Source organism: Curtobacterium sp. MCPF17_018 (assembly GCF_003234135.1).
Taxonomy (GTDB): domain Bacteria; phylum Actinomycetota; class Actinomycetes; order Actinomycetales; family Microbacteriaceae; genus Curtobacterium; species Curtobacterium flaccumfaciens.
Genome location: NZ_QKSJ01000002.1, coordinates 149,163 through 164,394, shown reverse-complemented (window position 1 = coordinate 164,394; position 15,232 = coordinate 149,163). Strand labels below are relative to the sequence as shown.

The 15,232-nt window shown below is 70.9% G+C and carries 14 protein-coding genes; 7 read left to right on the top strand and 7 right to left on the bottom strand.

Translation table 11 applies throughout. The features are described from left to right. Positions 1–120 precede the first annotated feature (120 nt). Positions 121–1,545: an amino acid permease gene (locus tag DEJ27_RS03425; protein ID WP_110861507.1), complete on the top strand. Its 1,425-nt coding sequence runs from the start codon at positions 121–123 to the stop codon at positions 1,543–1,545. Between the two features lie 386 nt (positions 1,546–1,931). Continuing rightward, a complete protein-coding gene (locus tag DEJ27_RS03420; protein ID WP_146238571.1) occupies positions 1,932–2,690 on the top strand; it encodes a hypothetical protein in 759 nt (252 codons plus the stop codon). 165 nt (positions 2,691–2,855) lie between these two features. Here DEJ27_RS03420 and rplL read toward each other — a convergent pair whose 3' ends face one another. The 4 genes from rplL to DEJ27_RS03400 all read right to left on the bottom strand — a co-directional run bounded on the left by rplL (position 2,856) and on the right by DEJ27_RS03400 (position 6,339). Then, the gene (rplL, locus tag DEJ27_RS03415; protein WP_027466380.1) at positions 2,856–3,239 is read right to left on the bottom strand and encodes a 50S ribosomal protein L7/L12; all 384 of its coding nucleotides are present in this window, start codon (positions 3,237–3,239) and stop codon (positions 2,856–2,858) included. Between the two features lie 51 nt (positions 3,240–3,290). Next, positions 3,291–3,806, bottom strand: coding sequence for a 50S ribosomal protein L10 (gene rplJ, locus DEJ27_RS03410; RefSeq protein WP_017888663.1), 516 nt, complete (start codon positions 3,804–3,806; stop codon positions 3,291–3,293). Positions 3,807–4,087: 281 nt separating this feature from the next. Further along, a complete protein-coding gene (locus tag DEJ27_RS03405; protein WP_181420112.1) occupies positions 4,088–5,602 on the bottom strand; it encodes a cell wall metabolism sensor histidine kinase WalK in 1,515 nt (504 codons plus the stop codon). Then, positions 5,599–6,339, bottom strand: a complete 741-nt coding sequence (locus tag DEJ27_RS03400) for a response regulator transcription factor (RefSeq protein ID WP_110861513.1) — start codon at positions 6,337–6,339, stop codon at positions 5,599–5,601. Before DEJ27_RS03400 ends, DEJ27_RS03405 begins: the two co-directional genes overlap by 4 nt. A 103-nt stretch (positions 6,340–6,442) precedes the next feature. Here DEJ27_RS03400 and DEJ27_RS03395 point away from each other — a divergent pair, with 103 nt between their 5' ends. From DEJ27_RS03395 to DEJ27_RS03375, 5 genes are all read left to right on the top strand, one after another. Beyond that, on the top strand, positions 6,443–7,477 hold the full coding sequence (locus DEJ27_RS03395; RefSeq protein WP_110861515.1) for an acyl-CoA dehydrogenase family protein: 1,035 nt from the start codon (positions 6,443–6,445) through the stop codon (positions 7,475–7,477). Further along, positions 7,474–8,829: a PIG-L family deacetylase gene (locus DEJ27_RS03390; protein WP_258370288.1), complete on the top strand. Its 1,356-nt coding sequence runs from the start codon at positions 7,474–7,476 to the stop codon at positions 8,827–8,829. The genes DEJ27_RS03395 and DEJ27_RS03390 overlap by 4 nt, the downstream gene beginning before the upstream one ends. After that, positions 8,826–9,536 carry a glycosyltransferase family 2 protein gene (locus tag DEJ27_RS03385; RefSeq protein WP_110861517.1) on the top strand — a complete coding sequence of 237 codons (711 nt, stop codon included), beginning with the start codon at positions 8,826–8,828 and terminating at the stop codon, positions 9,534–9,536. Before DEJ27_RS03390 ends, DEJ27_RS03385 begins: the two co-directional genes overlap by 4 nt. A 129-nt stretch (positions 9,537–9,665) precedes the next feature. Beyond that, positions 9,666–11,213: an ABC transporter permease gene (locus tag DEJ27_RS03380; protein ID WP_111090324.1), complete on the top strand. Its 1,548-nt coding sequence runs from the start codon at positions 9,666–9,668 to the stop codon at positions 11,211–11,213. A 101-nt stretch (positions 11,214–11,314) separates the two neighbouring features. Beyond that, entirely contained in the window at positions 11,315–11,992 is a 678-nt protein-coding gene (locus DEJ27_RS03375) for an ABC transporter ATP-binding protein (protein WP_111090403.1), read from the top strand. A gap of 139 nt (positions 11,993–12,131) precedes the next feature. On the opposite strand, the gene DEJ27_RS03370 is transcribed toward DEJ27_RS03375, so the two are convergent. The 3 genes from DEJ27_RS03370 to DEJ27_RS03360 all read right to left on the bottom strand — a co-directional run bounded on the left by DEJ27_RS03370 (position 12,132) and on the right by DEJ27_RS03360 (position 15,047). Continuing rightward, complete coding sequence (locus DEJ27_RS03370; protein WP_111090323.1) at positions 12,132–13,079, bottom strand: hypothetical protein; 948 nt, start codon at positions 13,077–13,079, stop codon at positions 12,132–12,134. Between the two features lie 140 nt (positions 13,080–13,219). Next, entirely contained in the window at positions 13,220–14,059 is an 840-nt protein-coding gene (locus DEJ27_RS03365) for a carbohydrate ABC transporter permease (protein ID WP_017888647.1), read from the bottom strand. Beyond that, complete coding sequence (locus tag DEJ27_RS03360) at positions 14,052–15,047, bottom strand: carbohydrate ABC transporter permease (RefSeq protein ID WP_111090322.1); 996 nt, start codon at positions 15,045–15,047, stop codon at positions 14,052–14,054. Before DEJ27_RS03360 ends, DEJ27_RS03365 begins: the two co-directional genes overlap by 8 nt. Positions 15,048–15,232: the final 185 nt, after the last annotated feature.

Below are 15,232 nucleotides of genomic sequence, written 5' to 3'. Positions count from 1 at the left end.
TGGAGCCACCGTAGCCCCGCGCTCGGACATCGACCGCCACTCCACAGCACCGCAGTATTTGACCCCGTTCAGGGGGCGTGCGAGCATGTGCCGTCCCCGTCCCCGCACCACCGAGGTCCCATGTCGTCCGCGCCGTCACGTCCCACGTCCCTGGGGGCGCAGCTCGCCCGCCGCAAGCCGATCGAGCAGCTGCAGGCCGAAGCCTCCCGTGGTGTGAACGGTGAACCGCTCCGTCGGTCGCTCGGCGTCTGGCAGCTGACGATGATCAGCGTCGGGGCCACGCTCGGAACCGGCATCCTGGTCGTCCTCGGCACCGCGGTCCCGCTCGCCGGTCCCGCCGTCTGGATCTCGTTCGTCGTCGCGGGGATCGCCGCGCTGCTGTCCGCGCTGTCCTACGCCGAGATGGCGGGCGCCGTCCCGACGTCGGGGTCCAGCTACTCGTACACGTACGCCACGATGGGCGAGGGCATCGCCTGGATCTGCGGCTGGTGCCTCGTGCTCGAGTACGCCGTCTCGGTGGCCGCGGTCGCGGTGGGTGCGAGCGAGTACGTCGACGAGACCCTCCGCGTGTTCGGCCTGCACCTGCCCACCGCACTCTCCGCTCCCCCGGTCGACGGCGGCGTGGTCAACCTGCCCGCGGCGGTCCTGGTCCTGCTCGCCACCGTCGTGCTGCTGCCCGGTGCCCGCGAGAGCGCCTGGGTGAACACGGTCATGGTCATCGTCAAGATCGCCCTGCTGGTCTTCTTCGTCGTCGTGGCGTTCACGGCGTTCCGGGCGCAGAACTTCGAGCCGCTGGCCCCGATGGGCGCCGCCGGGGTCACCGCCGCCGCGTCACGGCTGTTCTTCTCGTACATCGGCTTCGACGCCGCCTCGACCGCCGGTGAAGAAGCCAAGAACCCCCGCCGTGACCTGCCCCGGGCGATCATCGGCTCGATCGCGCTCATCACGGCGCTGTACATCCTCGTCGCGATCGCCGCCGTCGGGGCCCGCTCGTGGACGGCGTTCTCGTCGTCCGAAGCGTCACTCGTCCGCATCGTCGTCGACGTCACGGGGCAGCCGCTCGTCGCCCTGGTGTTCTCGATCGGCGCCGTCGTCGCGATCGCGAGCGTCGTCCTCACCGTCCTGTACGGCCAGACCCGCATCCTGCTCACGATGTCCCGCGACGGCCTGGTACCGAAGGTCTTCGGGCGGGTCTCCCGTCGCACCGGCACCCCGATCGCGAACACGCTCATCACCGGGATCGCCGTGACGATCGTCGCCGCACTCGTGCCCCTCGGTGAGCTCGCCGACGCGACGAGCATCGGCACCCTCGTCGCCTTCGCCCTGGTGAACGTGTCCGTCATCGTGCTCCGCCGCTCGCAGCCCGACCTGGAGCGCTCGTACCGGGTGCCGCTGTTCCCCGTCGTGCCGATCCTCGGCACCCTGAGCTGCGTGCTGCTCGCGGTGTTCCTCGGCGCCACCACCTGGATCGCCTTCGGCATCTGGATGGCCGCCGGCGCCCTGCTCTACCTGGCCTACGGCCGCCGCCACAGCACGCTGCGCTGACGCGCCCGCCGCGCCGCGCCCACCCGCGCCGCGCCGCGCCGCGCCGCGCCGCGCCGAGTCTCGGCCAGGCGGACTCTTCACTGCACACGAAGGCGCGAAAGTGTCTGCCCAGGCGAGACTCGGCACCTTTTTCGAGACAGTCGTGCACTCCCGCTCTCCACAGATCCCACCGGAGGGCACACGGCACAGATCCGAGTCTGCACACTCGCATCATGCAACTGCACCGGACACGGCCCGATCTCCTCCGCGCCGAGCCGTCGGATCCATCGCGAGCACGACAACTCCGACGGCTCCATGCCGCTGGGCGCGTCGTCCGGCTCCGTGCGGGTGTCTACCTGGACAAGCGGGTGTGGGATTCACTCGACACGTCGGACAAGCACCTCGCCATGGCTTGGGCTGTCGCTCCCGACCTGAGTCCGACCAGCGCGTTCTCCCACGTCACGGCTGCACTCATCCATGGCTGGCCGTTGATCGGGCCGGCTCCCGAGCGGATTCACGTCGTCGACTGGGAGCTGGTCGGTGTCGAACACCGGGTCGGGCTCATTCGACACGGCATCGACCCCGCTGGCCTGCGCCTCGGCCCCAGCCGATTCGACGGCGTCCCCGTGGTCGATGCGCTCGGAACGGCGATGGCCGTCGCGCGAACGTGCGACCCGGCGGTAGCCTCCGTGGCCATCGACCACGCGGTACGCATGAAGGCGATCGACAGGAAGGTGTTCGAGGAGCACCTGCCTCCGCCCGCATCGCGTGGTGGCCGGAGGGCTCGGCTCGTCGCCGCTGCGCTCGATCCGGCACACGAGTCACCCGGTGAGTCCTACTCTTCGATCCGACTCGTGCAACTGGGAGTGACGAACATCCACCCGCAGCATGAGTTCGTCACGAACGGGTTCCGCGACCGCGTCGACTTCTGGTTGCCCGACGCCGGAGTCGTCGTCGAGTTCGATGGCAAGCAGAAGTACGTCGACCGCGAGATGCTCGCAGGTCGGGATCCCGGCGACGTCCTATGGCAGGAGAAGCGCCGCGAGGACCGCATCCGTACCCGCCGAGAAGTTCGGTCCGTCATCCGAGTGACCTGGTGGCACCTCGAGAGCCTCGACCGGCTTCGTGCGCTGCTTCGATCGCACGCGGTGTTGATCACTCCGTGAGCGGCTCCTGCGCCGGGTCGAGTCTCGGCCCAACGGACAACTTCCCGCTTCAGAGGCCGGCAAGATGCCCGCTCAGCCGAGTCTCGGCGAAAGGCAAAGCGCCCCGCACACGACGAAGGCCGCCGCCCCGAGGGGCAGCGGCCTTCGTGACCGGAACGGTCGAGACTACGCGAGCTCGATCGTGGCGCCAGCGGCCTCGAGGGTCGCCTTCGCCTTGTCGGCGGTCTCCTTGTTCGCACCCTCGAGGATCTTGGCGTCGGCGGTCTCGACGAGCGCCTTGGCCTCACCGAGGCCGAGCGACGTCAGGCCACGGACCTCCTTGATGACCTGGATCTTCTTGTCACCAGCGGACTTGAGGATGACGTCGAACTCGGTCTTCTCCTCAGCGGCCTCGGCCGGAGCAGCTGCGCCGGCGGGGGCGGCAGCGGCGACCGGGGCGGCCGCGGTGACCTCGAAGACCTCTTCGAACTTCTTCACGAAGTCCGAGAGCTCGATGAGCGTGAGCTCCTTGAAGGCCTCGATGAGCTCGTCCTGCGAAAGCTTCGCCATGATTTTCTCCTACTACTAGCTAGTACGTGTGGTTGATGAACGCGAGCCTGATCAGGCCGCGGACTCCTGCTTCTCGCGAAGGGCGTCCACGGTGCGGACGGCCTGCGAGAGGGGTGCCTGGAACAGGTACGCAGCACCGAACAGCGAGGCCTTGAGTGCGCCGGCGAGCTTGCCGAGCAGCACTTCACGGGACTCGAGGTCGGCGAGCTTGTCCACCTCGGTCGCGGTGAGCGGGTTACCGTCGAAGTAACCGCCCTTCACCACGAGCTCGGGGTTCGCCTTGGCGAATGCACGCAGCGACTTCGCGACGGCGACGGTGTCACCGTGGACGAAGGCGAGAGCGGACGGACCGGCGAGCTCGTCGTCGAACGACGAGATGCCGGCGTTGTTCGCCGCGATCTTGGTCAGCGTGTTCTTCACCACGGCGTACGTGGCGTGCTCACGGATCGAGTTGCGGAGCTCCTTGAGCTGCGCGACCGTGAGACCGCGGTACTCGGTGAGCAGAACGGCGTTCGAGCTACGGAAGGACTCCGTGAGCTCGGCGACCGCAGCTTCCTTGTTCGCCATGGTTCTCCTTGGGGGTCTTGCCGGCAGCCCCAGGTCCACGAACGAAAAAAGCTCCGGCGCAGAGGCTCGGAGCTGCTCCCCCGAGAACGGGAGGAGTGGTTCGGAACACCTGCGCGGGATGCCTCACGAGTGAGGACCTTCGGTCACGATGTTCACAAACACGTTGCGAGCAGCACGACATCCGGCGGTCTTTGGCTTCGAGAACTGTACCAGACGCCGTGGGCGTCACCAAACACCCCCACTGGAGGCGCGGGGCGGCCCCGCCCCGCGCCTCCAGACCGTCAGTGGGTGCCGTCCACCGCAGCGGGTGTCGCCGACCAGTCCGCGGACCCGGCCGGGTCAGCCGACGACGACGCGACAGCCCCTGCCGCGGCGGCAGCCGCAGCCGGGTCGCGGGGCAGGTGCACCGTGAACACGGTGTCCCCCGGCTCGCTCGTGACCTCGACCCGGCCGCCGTGCGCCTGCACGACCGCGTCCACGATGGCGAGCCCCAGGCCGGTTGACCCGACCGTGCGGGACCGCGAGCTGTCTGCCCGGGCGAAGCGCTCGAACAGCTTCGGCAGGAACTCCGGGTCGATCCCCTGGCCGGTGTCGCGCACGGTGAGGTCCACGCCGCCGTCGACCGGGGCGAGGCCCACCGTGATGCGGGTGCCCTCGGGCGTGTGGGTCCGGGCGTTGGTGACGAGGTTCACGATGACCTGGTGCAGGCGTGCGGCGTCGCCCGTGATGGTCACCGGCTCCGGCGGGACGTCGACCTCGATGGGGTGTTCCGGTGAGGCGGCGTGTGCGTCGTTCACGGCGTCGAGCACCAGCCCGGTCAGGTCGACCTCGGCGAACTGGATCTCGCGGCCTTCGTCGAGCCGGGCCAGGAGCAGCAGGTCCTCCACCATCGAGGTCATCCGGATGGACTCGGACTCGATGCGGCTCATCGCGTAGACCACGTCCTTCGGCAGGTCGCCGCCCATGCGCCGGGTGAGCTCGGCGTACCCGCGCACCGAGGCGAGCGGGGTCCGGAGCTCGTGCGAGGCGTCGGCGACGAACTGCCGCACCTTCTGCTCCGAGCGTTCCCGCGCCTGCATCGCACTGCCGATGTGCCCCAGCATGCGGTTGAACGCGCTGCCGACCCGGCCGACCTCGGTCCGGGGGTCGGTGTCGGGCACGCGGACGCCGTCGAGGGCGTCGCTGCGGTCGAGCGGCATGCGGGCGACGGTGGACGCGGTCTCCGCGACGCGCTCGAGCGGTCGGAGCGACTGCCGGACCACGAACGCGGCGACGACCGAACCGGCGACCAGTGCGGTCGCCACGACGGAGAGGACGACCCCGAAGAGCTTCCAGACGCTGTCGTAGACGGGGGCCATCGGGAGCCCCACGACCAGGACGGCCGGGCCGACGTTGACGGCGGCGAGGCGGTACCGCCCGACGTCCGACCCGAGGTCGATCGTCTCCGGGTCGGCGTCCACCCGGACGGACCCCAGTGCCTCGGCGCTCGTCTGCGGGACCCCGCTCGGGCGGCCGTAGTCGTCGAGCACGTTCGCGATGACGACCTGCCCGTCGACGAAGTACGCGGTCAGGGTACCGGCGGCCTGGCCGGACGGTCGGGACAGGTCGATGCTCGGCTGCCCCGACTGGTTCTGCTGCAGGTACCGCTGCGCCCGGTGGGTGGCGCCGGTGATCTGCTTGTCGATCGCGCTGGTCTGGATCGAGGCGAGCGCGATGATGCTGGCCGCCCCGATCACCGCGCTGACGGCGACGACGAGGGCGACGATGCTCAGGACGAGCCGACGCCGCAGGGTCACGAGGTCGGCTTGATGACGTACCCGACGCCGCGCACCGTGTGGATCATCGGGGTCTCACCGGCGTCGATCTTCTTGCGCAGGTAGGAGATGTAGATCTCGACGACCGACGACTTGCCACCGAAGTCGTAGGACCACACGCGGTCCAGGATCTGCGCCTTCGAGAGCACCCGACGGGGGTTGCGCATCAGGAACCGGAGCAGCTCGAACTCGGTGGCGGTCAGTTCGATCGGCCGGCCGGCGCGGGAGACCTCGTACGACTCCTCGTCGAGCACCAGGTCGCCGACGACGATGCGGGAGTCGCCGGCCTCGGAGATCGAGATCTGCGAGCGGCGGATGAGCCCGCGCAGGCGCGCCACGACCTCCTCGAGGGAGAACGGCTTGGTGACGTAGTCGTCGCCGCCAGCGGTGAGCCCGGTCACGCGGTCCTCGACGGAGTCCTTCGCGGTGAGGAACAGCACCGGGGTGTCGTCGTTGTTCTGCCGCAGCCGGCTGAGCACCTGCAGGCCGTCGAGGTCCGGCATCATCACGTCGAGCACCATCGCGTCGGGCTTGAACTCCCGCGCGGTCGTCAGGGCGTCCTGCCCGCCGTTCGCGCTCTTGACGTCCCAGCCCTCGTAGCGGAGCGCCATGGACAACAGGTCGGTGAGGCTGGCTTCGTCGTCGACGACCAGGATGCGCAACGGGGTTCCGTCGGCACGCGTGAGGCGCGGGGCTGCTGCGGGCTGGGAGATGGTCACGTCTTCGAGTATCGAGAAGTTCCTATGAGTCGTCTGTGGCACGGCCCAGTGCGTTCTGTGGATCGAGGACACGTCCCCATCTACCGCTCCGTACGTTGGGAGCATGTTGCGATCTGCAGCCTGGCCCCCGTCGGCCCGGCACCTGGACACCGAGCGGATCGAACGGACGACCGGGAGGCCCGGCTCGTCACCGACGGAGCGCCTCGCGGTCGCGCGGGCGGTCGCCGTCACCACCCCACCCCTGTCCGCCGGTGCGGCCGGCGGGTTCTTCGGCACGCTCGCCGCGGTCGCCGCGGCGGACGTCGCCACCGCCCGCACCGTCGAACCGCACCTGGACGCGCTCGGGATCCTGGCACAGGCCGGGGTCGACGCCCCGGACGGCTCGACCTGGGGCGTCTTCGCCGCCGAGGGGCCGGGCCTCCGGCTCGACGCAGCGCCGCAGCACGACGGCACGGTCCTGCTGCACGGCACGAAGCCGTGGTGCTCGCTCGCCTCGACGCTCTCGCACGCCCTGGTCACCGCACACCTGGGCGACGAGCGGGTCCTCGTCGCCGTGGACCTGCGACAGCCCGGGGTCACCGTGCACGACGACGCCTGGGTCGCACGCGGCATGCCGGACGTGCCGAGCGGACCGGTCGACTTCGACGGCGTCCTGGCACGACCCGTCGGCACTCCCGGTTGGTACCTGCGCCGTCCGGGCTTCGCCTGGGGTGGCATCGGCGTCGCGGCCTGCTGGTGGGGCGGTGCGGTCGGGCTCGCCCGGGTGCTGCGTGACACCGCGTCGGCGCACCCGGAGTCCGAGCTGCTGCAGGCCGCCCTCGGAGCCACCGTGGCCGACCTCGCCGACGCCGAGGACGCCCTCGCCGACGCCGCCGCCCGGATCGACGGGTCCGACCCGGGTTCCGACGACACCGACTGGCGGCTGCTCGCCCAGACCGTCCGGTCGCGGGTGCGCCGTTCGGTCGACGCCGTGCGCGAGCGGGTGGTCGCCACGATCGGCCCGGCTCCGCTGACCGCCGACCCCGCCGTCGCCGCGCGGGTCGCCGACCTCGAGCTCTACGTCCTGCAGGACCACGGCGCCCGCGACCTCGCCCGCATCGGCCGGATGGTGCTCGAGCGCGGCGGCGTGGCGTGGTGAGCTTCGACCACCGCGAGCCGGGCACCGACCCGGCGGCGTGGACGGGGTTCCTCGACGGCCTGGACGCACCGGCGATCGACCTCGCCGGTACCGGATCGGTGGTGGTCGTCGCACCCCACCCCGACGACGAGACACTCGGCGCCGGTGGGCTGATCGCGGCCGCTGCAGAGGCCGGCGTCCCCGTGCACGTACTGCTCCTCACCCGCGGCGAGCGCTCCCACCCGGACTCCCCCACGACGACCCCGGAAGCACTCGCCGCCGCCCGTGACGACGAGTTCGTGGCGGCCCTGAGCGCCCTGCGCCCCGACGTGACGTCGGCCTCGGTGGGGATCCCGGACGGCGCGACCCGCGAACACCGAGACCGTGTCGTCGACGCCCTCGACACCGTGCTCGCAGGCGCCGCCCGCCCCGTGCTGCTCGTCGCGCCGTGGCGAGGGGACGGGCACCGCGACCACCGCATCGCCGGCGAGGTCGCCGAGGCCGCCGCGGCGAGCGCCCCCGACGTCGACCTGCTCGCGTACCCGATCTGGGCCTGGCACTGGGACGACCCGGACCACTCGGTCGCCCCGTGGGACGACGTTCGGGCACTGTCGCTGCCCGACGACCTCGTCGCCCGGAAGCGTGCCGCCCTCGTCGCCTACCCGTCGCAGACCCGGCCCCTCTCGCCCGCGCCGGGAGACGAGGCGATCGTCGACGACCGGCACGCCGCCCACCACCTCCGGACGACGGAGTGGTTCTTCGCGCCGGGTCCGGCCCCGTCGCGGTCTCGCGAGTCGTTCGACGCCCACTACGACCGGAAGCCCGAGGGGTGGGACTTCGACGGGTCCTGGTACGAGCAGCGCAAGCGGGCCGTGACGCTGGCGGCGCTCCCCCGCCCGCGCTACCGGTCGGCGCTCGAGCTCGGCTGTGCGACCGGCGTCCTGACCGCCGCCCTCGCCGAACGCGCGGACGACGTGCTCGGCACCGACATCTCGGCGGCGCCGCTGGAGCGTGCCGCCCGCCGCGCCCCGGCCGCGCGGTTCGTGCAGGCGGCCCTGCCGTCGGAGTGGCCGGACGGGCGCTGGGACCTGGTGGTGATGTCCGAGGTCGGGTACTACCTGTCGCCCGCCGACCTCGACGCGACGATCGACCGTGTGCTCGGATCGCTCGACGACGACGGCGTGCTCGTGGCCTGCCACTGGCGGCACCCCGACGACGAGGCCGTGTCGAGCGGTGACGCGGTGGACGCGCGGCTGACCGAACGGTGGCCGCGTCCCGCCCTGCTCCGACACGTGGAGGAGGACTTCGTCCTGAGCGTCCTGCCCGGCCCGGCGGTCACCTCGGTGGCCCGGGCCGAGGGGATCATCCGGTGACCCGACCGGAACCGCGTGCACGCGTCGACGTCGTCGTCCCCGCGCACGACGAGGCGGACCGGATCGCCGCGTGCCTCGACGCGCTCCTGGTGGCCGTCGACCGGCTCGCCGCGGAGCGACCCGGAGTCGACGCCGCCGTCACGGTGGTGCTCGACGGCTGCACGGACGGCACCGCTTCGGTGGTCGAGCGGTACCCGGTCGACGTCCTGACCACGGACCGTGTCGGGGTCGGTCGGGCACGGACCATCGGGGCGACGCACGCGCTCCGGACGCACGACGGCGACCCGGCGGCCCGGTGGCTCGCCCACACCGACGCCGATTCCCGGGTGCACGAACGGTGGCTCGTCCAGCAGTCCGACGCCTTGGCGTCCGGTGCGCAGGTGCTCGTCGGCGCCGTCGTCCCCGACCCGGACGACCTGGCGCCCGCGGTGCTCGACCGGTGGACGCAGGCGCACCCGCCCGGTGCTGCCCTCGGCCACGTGCACGGCGCGAACCTCGGCGTGCTCGCCGCGGCGTACGTCAGCCTCGGCGGGTTCGACCCCGTACCCGAGCACGAGGACGCACGGCTGGTGGCCCGGGCGCGGGCGCTGGGCCTCCGGGTGGACGCCACCGTCGACCTGCCGGTGGTGACGAGCGGGCGTTTCGCCGGCCGGACCCCCGGCGGGTACGCGGAGCACCTACGCCAGCGGTACGGCGACGTCGGCTGATGCGGCCTTGGTCGCTTCATAGGTGAGCGATGGGTCGGTCATCGACAGCGTGCCTAGGTTCTCCTCCGTCGGCCCCGCCGCGTGCTCTGCGCGGCCGGTGACCCCAGCCGGCCACCACCGAGGAGAACCATGTTCCTGACCTACCTCAGGCGCGAACTCACGAACCGCAAGAAGCAGACGGCCATCATCGCGATCGGGATGGCCCTGGCCATCGCCCTCGTGGTGATCGTGTCGTCGATCTCGGGTGGCGTGCAGGCAGCGCAGTCGAGCGTCCTGCAGTCCGTCTACGGCGTCGGCACCGACATCACCGTCACCAAGACCGCGACGGCGTCGACGAACGGCGGGCGTCCGAGCTTCGACTTCGGCAGCCAGGGCGACAGCGACGACGACAGCGGTTCGACCGACCTGTCGCAGTCGCGGCTCGCGGTCGCGCGCGGCACGAGCACCCTGGACGCCGCGAACGTGTCCACGATCACGAGCACCGACGGCGTCAAGGCCGCGACGGGTGTGCTGACCCTCGAGAACAGCACGTTCTCCGGCCAGGTCCAGCAGCAGTCGACCGACGACAGCAGCACGGACAGCAGCAGCGACTCCAGCGGCGACAGCACGACCCAGCAGGGCCCGCCGAGCGGGGACACCGGCGGTGGCGGCGGGTTCGGCGGTGGGTCGTTCAGCGTCGACTCGTTCACGGTGACCGGCATCCCGGTGTCCGGCGCGGCGGTCGGTCCGCTCACGAGCACCGAACTCACGAAGGGGCGCACCTTCGCCGCGAAGGACGCGGGCAAGGACGTCGTCGTGCTCGATGCGTCGTACGCGAAGAGCGAGTCCGAGGCGGTCGGCGACACCGTCGACATCGGCGGCACCGACTTCACCGTCATCGGCATCGTCAGCTCCACCGGCTCGGCCTCGACCACGGGCTCGAACACCTACATCCCGCTCGACACCGCGCAGGCGCTGGCCGACCTCGATGGCAAGGTCACGTCGATCTACGTCTCCGCGGAGTCCTCCTCCGACGTCAGCACGATCAAGTCCGCACTGCAGGCGAAGCTGACGAGCGCCACCGTCTCCACCGAGGCCGACCTGGCCTCGAGCGTGTCCGGGTCGCTCAGCACCGCGTCGAGCCTGGTCTCGAACCTCGGCAAGTGGCTGTCGATCGTCGTGCTCGCCGCGGCGTTCCTCATCGCGATCCTCTTCACGATCTCCGGCGTGACCCGCCGCACCCGCGAGTTCGGGACCCTCAAGGCGATCGGCTGGTCGAACGGCCGCATCACCCGACAGGTGGCCGGTGAGTCCCTGGTGCAGGGCCTGATCGGCGGCGTGCTCGGCGCCGCGGCCGGCCTGATCGGCATCCTCGTCGTGAACGTCATCAGTCCGACGATCTCGGCGAGCGCCTCGAGCACGACCGGCGGGGGCGCCGGTGGCGGTGGCGGCATGCCCGGAGGCGCAGCGACCGCGGCCGCGGGCAGCGGCACGACGGGCGGCGCACCGGCCGGAGGCTTCGGCGGTGGCGCGAGCACCGCGTCGACGACCGACGTGGTCCTGCACGCCCCGGTGACCGTCGAGATCATCCTGCTGGCCATCGGCCTGGCGATCCTCGGCGGCCTCATCGCCGGCGCGCTCGGCGGCTGGCGCGCGAGCCGGCTCCGTCCGGCCGAGGCGCTCCGGAGCGTCGCCTGATGCCCGGCCGCACCGACACGACCGAACCGACGACAGGAGCAACCGTGACCAGCACCGACACCGCGACCGGCGAGGCGGAGGCGAGCCGCGCCTCCAGTCCGATGTACCGGCTGACGAACGTCAGCAAGACCTACGAGCAGAAGAACCGGACCGTCACCGCCCTGACGAACGTCCACCTGACGATCCCGCAGGGGCAACTCGTGGCCGTCCAGGGGCCGACCGGCGGTGGGAAGTCGACGCTGCTGCAGATGCTCGGAGCACTCGACCGGCCGAGTGCCGGCTCGATCCACCTCGGTGGCGACCGCGACGTGGCGAAGCTCGGCGACGGCGCGCTGACCGACCTGCGGGCGACCGAGATCGGCTTCGTGTTCCAGAGCTTCAACCTGATCCCGACGCTGACCGCTCTCGAGAACGTCGAGACGGCGTTCGCGGGGTCGCTCGCGAACCGGCCCCGGAGTGAGGTCCGCGAGCGTGCGGTCGCTGCCCTCCGCGAGGTCGGACTGGGCGAGCGGATGGAGCACCTGCCGGCCGAGCTGTCCGGCGGACAGCAGCAGCGCGTGGCGATCGCCCGGGCGCTGGTGAAGAACCCGAGCGTGCTGCTCGCCGACGAGCCGACGGGTGCCCTCGACGAGTCGACCCGGGACGAGATCATGGCGCTCATCGAGAAGCAGTGGCGGGAGCGCGGGCTGACCGTCGTCATCGTCACGCACGACTCGTGGGTCGCGAAGCGGGCCGAGCGGCGCCTGCACATCAAGCAGGGGCAGGTCCGCGAGGTCTAGCTGAGGCGGGCGGCGGGCGGGGCGTCCTCCCGCGTTTCGCGCTCAGCGACAGTCCACGCGTCCGGCGGCGCGTGGACTGTCGCTCAGCGCGTGAGGACGCCGCAGGCCCCGGCGCAGGCCCCGGCGCTGGCGCCGGCCGCTACCGGGCCACCGGGTAGTCGCAGTACGCGAACCACGACGAGTCGGAGGCCCACGGCGGCACGTTGACCGTCCCCTGCCCGCCGTCGAGTGCCACCAGGGTCTCGGGCTGGACCGCGATCCGTGCGCCGCGGACGAGCGAACCCGGCAGCAGCCGGAGCTCGACGCGGTGGTCGGCCGGGTGGCCCTGCACGCCGGGTTCGTACGACAGGTAGAGCAGGTGTGCGCCGTCCGGCGACAGGTGCGGGAACCAGTTCACCCGGTCGTCGTTCGTCAGGCGGACCGGGCCGTCGTGCCCGGGCCAGCGCACGGCCAGCTGCGCGGTGCCGGGGGTGAACCGCTCCGTGTTCCAGAGCAGGATCCCGCCGGCCGGACTGATGGTGCAGCCGTCGTCGGGGTGCTCGTCCCGCGTGACGAACGTCGGCTCGCCGGTCTCCGGGTCGACCATCGCGACGTCGGTCGTCCAGACGCCGTCCTCGGACAGCTCCCCCACGATCGCGGCGAGGGCGCTGCCGTCGGGGGCGATGCCGTGCAGGTAGAACTTCCGCTTGGTGGGCAGGACGGACGCGACGTCGGTGATCCGGGTCGCGACGCCGCCCTCGGGCAGCGGGACGCGGTAGAGCTCGCCGTCACGGGCGCTCACCACGACGGAGCTGCTGGACGGGTCGAGCACGTGGTCGTTGTTGATCTCGTCGACGCCGTCCATCGGCACCGGCACGAGCGCGGTCTCGTCGAGGACGGTGCCGCTGTCGGCCGACGGCAGCCGCAGCAGCCACAGGTCGCCGTCGCCGTTGAGCACCAGGGTCTCGGCGTCCAGCACGTTCGGCGCCTCCACGAGCACCGTGGCCGACTCGAACACGAGCCGCGAGGTGCGGGACTCGACGTCGTACACGTGCACACGGCTGGTCTGTCCGGGCAGCAGCTGCCGCCCTCGGGTCTCGTCGCTCATGCTTCCATCCTGTCGGTCGTCGGGTCGTCGGGTGGGGAACGGCAAGACACCGGTGTTCACGCTGCGCACCACGTCATGCGGGGGCGTCGAGCGCGAACACCGGTGTCTTGCGGAAGGGGGCCGTGCGGAAGGGCGACCTCCTACTTCACGGCACCCGCGGTCAGGCCGGCGACGAACTGGCGCTGGACCACGAGGAACGCGGCCACGACCGGGATCGACACGACGAGCGACGCCGCCATGACCTGGTTCCAGTACACGTTCGTCTGCGTCGAGTACTGCTGCAGACCGACCGCCAGGGTCGAACCGAGGCCGTTCGTCATGACCGAGGCGAAGAGGACCTCACCCCAGGCCGTCATGAACGAGTAGATCCCGACCGCCACCAGACCCGGGCGGGCCGACGGCAGGATGACCCGGAACAGGGCACCCATCGGACCCGAACCGTCGACCATCGCGGCCTCGTCGAGCTCGCGCGGGATGGTCTCGAAGTACCCGGCCAGCATCCAGATCGAGAACGGCAGCGTGAACGTCAGGTAGGTGATGATCAGGCCGAGCCACGATCCGACGAGCTGGATGCCCAGGGTGTTGCCGAGGTTCGTGAAGATCAGGAACAGCGGCAGCAGGAACAGCACGCCGGGGAACATCTGCGTGGAGAGCACCGCGGTGGTGAAGGTGCTCTTGCCCTTGAAGTTCCAGCGCGAGACACCGTAGGCGGCGAACGTCGCGATGATCAGCGAGAACACCGTCGCCACCGTGCAGACGACGAGCGAGTTGATGAAGTACCGGCCGAGCGGCACCGTCGACCACATGTCGATGAACGGCTGGAAGGTGATCCTCGACGGGATCCACGTGAAGTTGTCCTGCACGTCGCCGAGGGGCTTGATGGCCGTGGTGATCATCACGTAGAGCGGCACGACCGTGAACAGCGTCAGGACGACCAGGGTGATGATCTTGAAGGACTTGGCGCCAGTTGTCTCACGCACGGACGGACCTCCGGTTGGTCACGGCGAGGTAGATGCCGGTGACGACGAGCAGGAAGAGCAGGAGCAGGACGCTCATCGCGGCACCGGAACCGAAGTTCCAGGTGATGAACGACGCGTTGTAGATGTGGAAGCTCAGCAGGTCCGCGGCAGGCGGCTGGGCGGTTGAGCCGAACAGCACGAACGGCGTGTTGAAGTCGTTGAACGTCCACAGGAACATCACGAGCACGAGCGTCACGTTGACCGGGCGGACCATCGGCAGCGTGATCGAGCGCCACTGGCGGAACGGCTTGGCGCCGTCGACCGAGGCGGCCTCGTACACGTCGTTCGGGACGGACTGCAGACCGGCCATGAGCATCAGGAACGCGAACGGCCAGGTCTTCCAGATCGCCACGACGACGACGGCGACGAAGGCGTTGTTGCCGATGAGCCAGAACGGAGCGTCCCCGCCGAACAGCCCGAGTTGGTCGACGAGCAGGTGGTTCAGGGCCCCCGAGTCACGCTGGAACATGAACTTCCAGGTGATGACGCCGGCGTACATCGGCAGCGCGTAGGGCACGAGGAACAGGGTGCGGAAGAGCCCGCGTCCGGCGAACGGCTTCTGCAGCGCGACGGCTGCGGCCATGCCGAAGGTCCAGGAGAGCCCGACCACGAGGACCGTGAAGGCGCACGTGATGAGGAACGAGTTGAGGACCCCGCGGCCGATCGCCTGGTCGAAGTCGACGACGACCTGGTAGTTCCGGAACCCGGCGAAGGGCGCGGCACCCCAGTTCGCGATGAAGTACTTGGTGAGCTGGATGAACGAGATCCAGATGCCGGTGAGCATCGGGACGATGTGGATGAGCAGCTCGAACAGGATGGCCGGCGCGACGAGCGCGTAGGGCAGCCAGTGGGTCTTGCGCTTGCGACCTGGCGGACGGCCCGACATCGTCGGGCCCTTCGTGTGCGTCAGGTCGATGCGCTCCGAGTCGGGCAGGACCGTCGTGGACATCTGGTGGGGCCTTTCGGCAGGAGGGGCGTGCAGGTGCGGTCCGCGCGGGCCGTGGCAGCGGCCGGGAGGCGCGGGGTGCGTGGGGCGTGCGCCTCACGGCCGACGGGTGGTCGGCCCTGGGGCGTGCGCCTCACGGCCGACGGGTGGTCGGCCCTGGAACGTCAGGGGCGGAGGCCCGGGCGCGT

Coding starts and splice junctions, on each gene's coding strand:
- DEJ27_RS03420 (WP_146238571.1), top strand. CDS start 1,932: ATGGCTTGGGCTGTCGCTCCCGACCTGAGTCCGACCAGCGCGTTCTCC.
- rplJ (WP_017888663.1), bottom strand. CDS start 3,806: ATGGCGAACAAGGAAGCTGCGGTCGCCGAGCTCACGGAGTCCTTCCGT.
- DEJ27_RS03360 (WP_111090322.1), bottom strand. CDS start 15,047: ATGTCCACGACGGTCCTGCCCGACTCGGAGCGCATCGACCTGACGCAC.
- DEJ27_RS03370 (WP_111090323.1), bottom strand. CDS start 13,079: ATGAGCGACGAGACCCGAGGGCGGCAGCTGCTGCCCGGACAGACCAGC.
- DEJ27_RS03425 (WP_110861507.1), top strand. CDS start 121: ATGTCGTCCGCGCCGTCACGTCCCACGTCCCTGGGGGCGCAGCTCGCC.
- DEJ27_RS03375 (WP_111090403.1), top strand. CDS start 11,315: ATGTACCGGCTGACGAACGTCAGCAAGACCTACGAGCAGAAGAACCGG.
- DEJ27_RS03380 (WP_111090324.1), top strand. CDS start 9,666: ATGTTCCTGACCTACCTCAGGCGCGAACTCACGAACCGCAAGAAGCAG.
- rplL (WP_027466380.1), bottom strand. CDS start 3,239: ATGGCGAAGCTTTCGCAGGACGAGCTCATCGAGGCCTTCAAGGAGCTC.
- DEJ27_RS03395 (WP_110861515.1), top strand. CDS start 6,443: ATGTTGCGATCTGCAGCCTGGCCCCCGTCGGCCCGGCACCTGGACACC.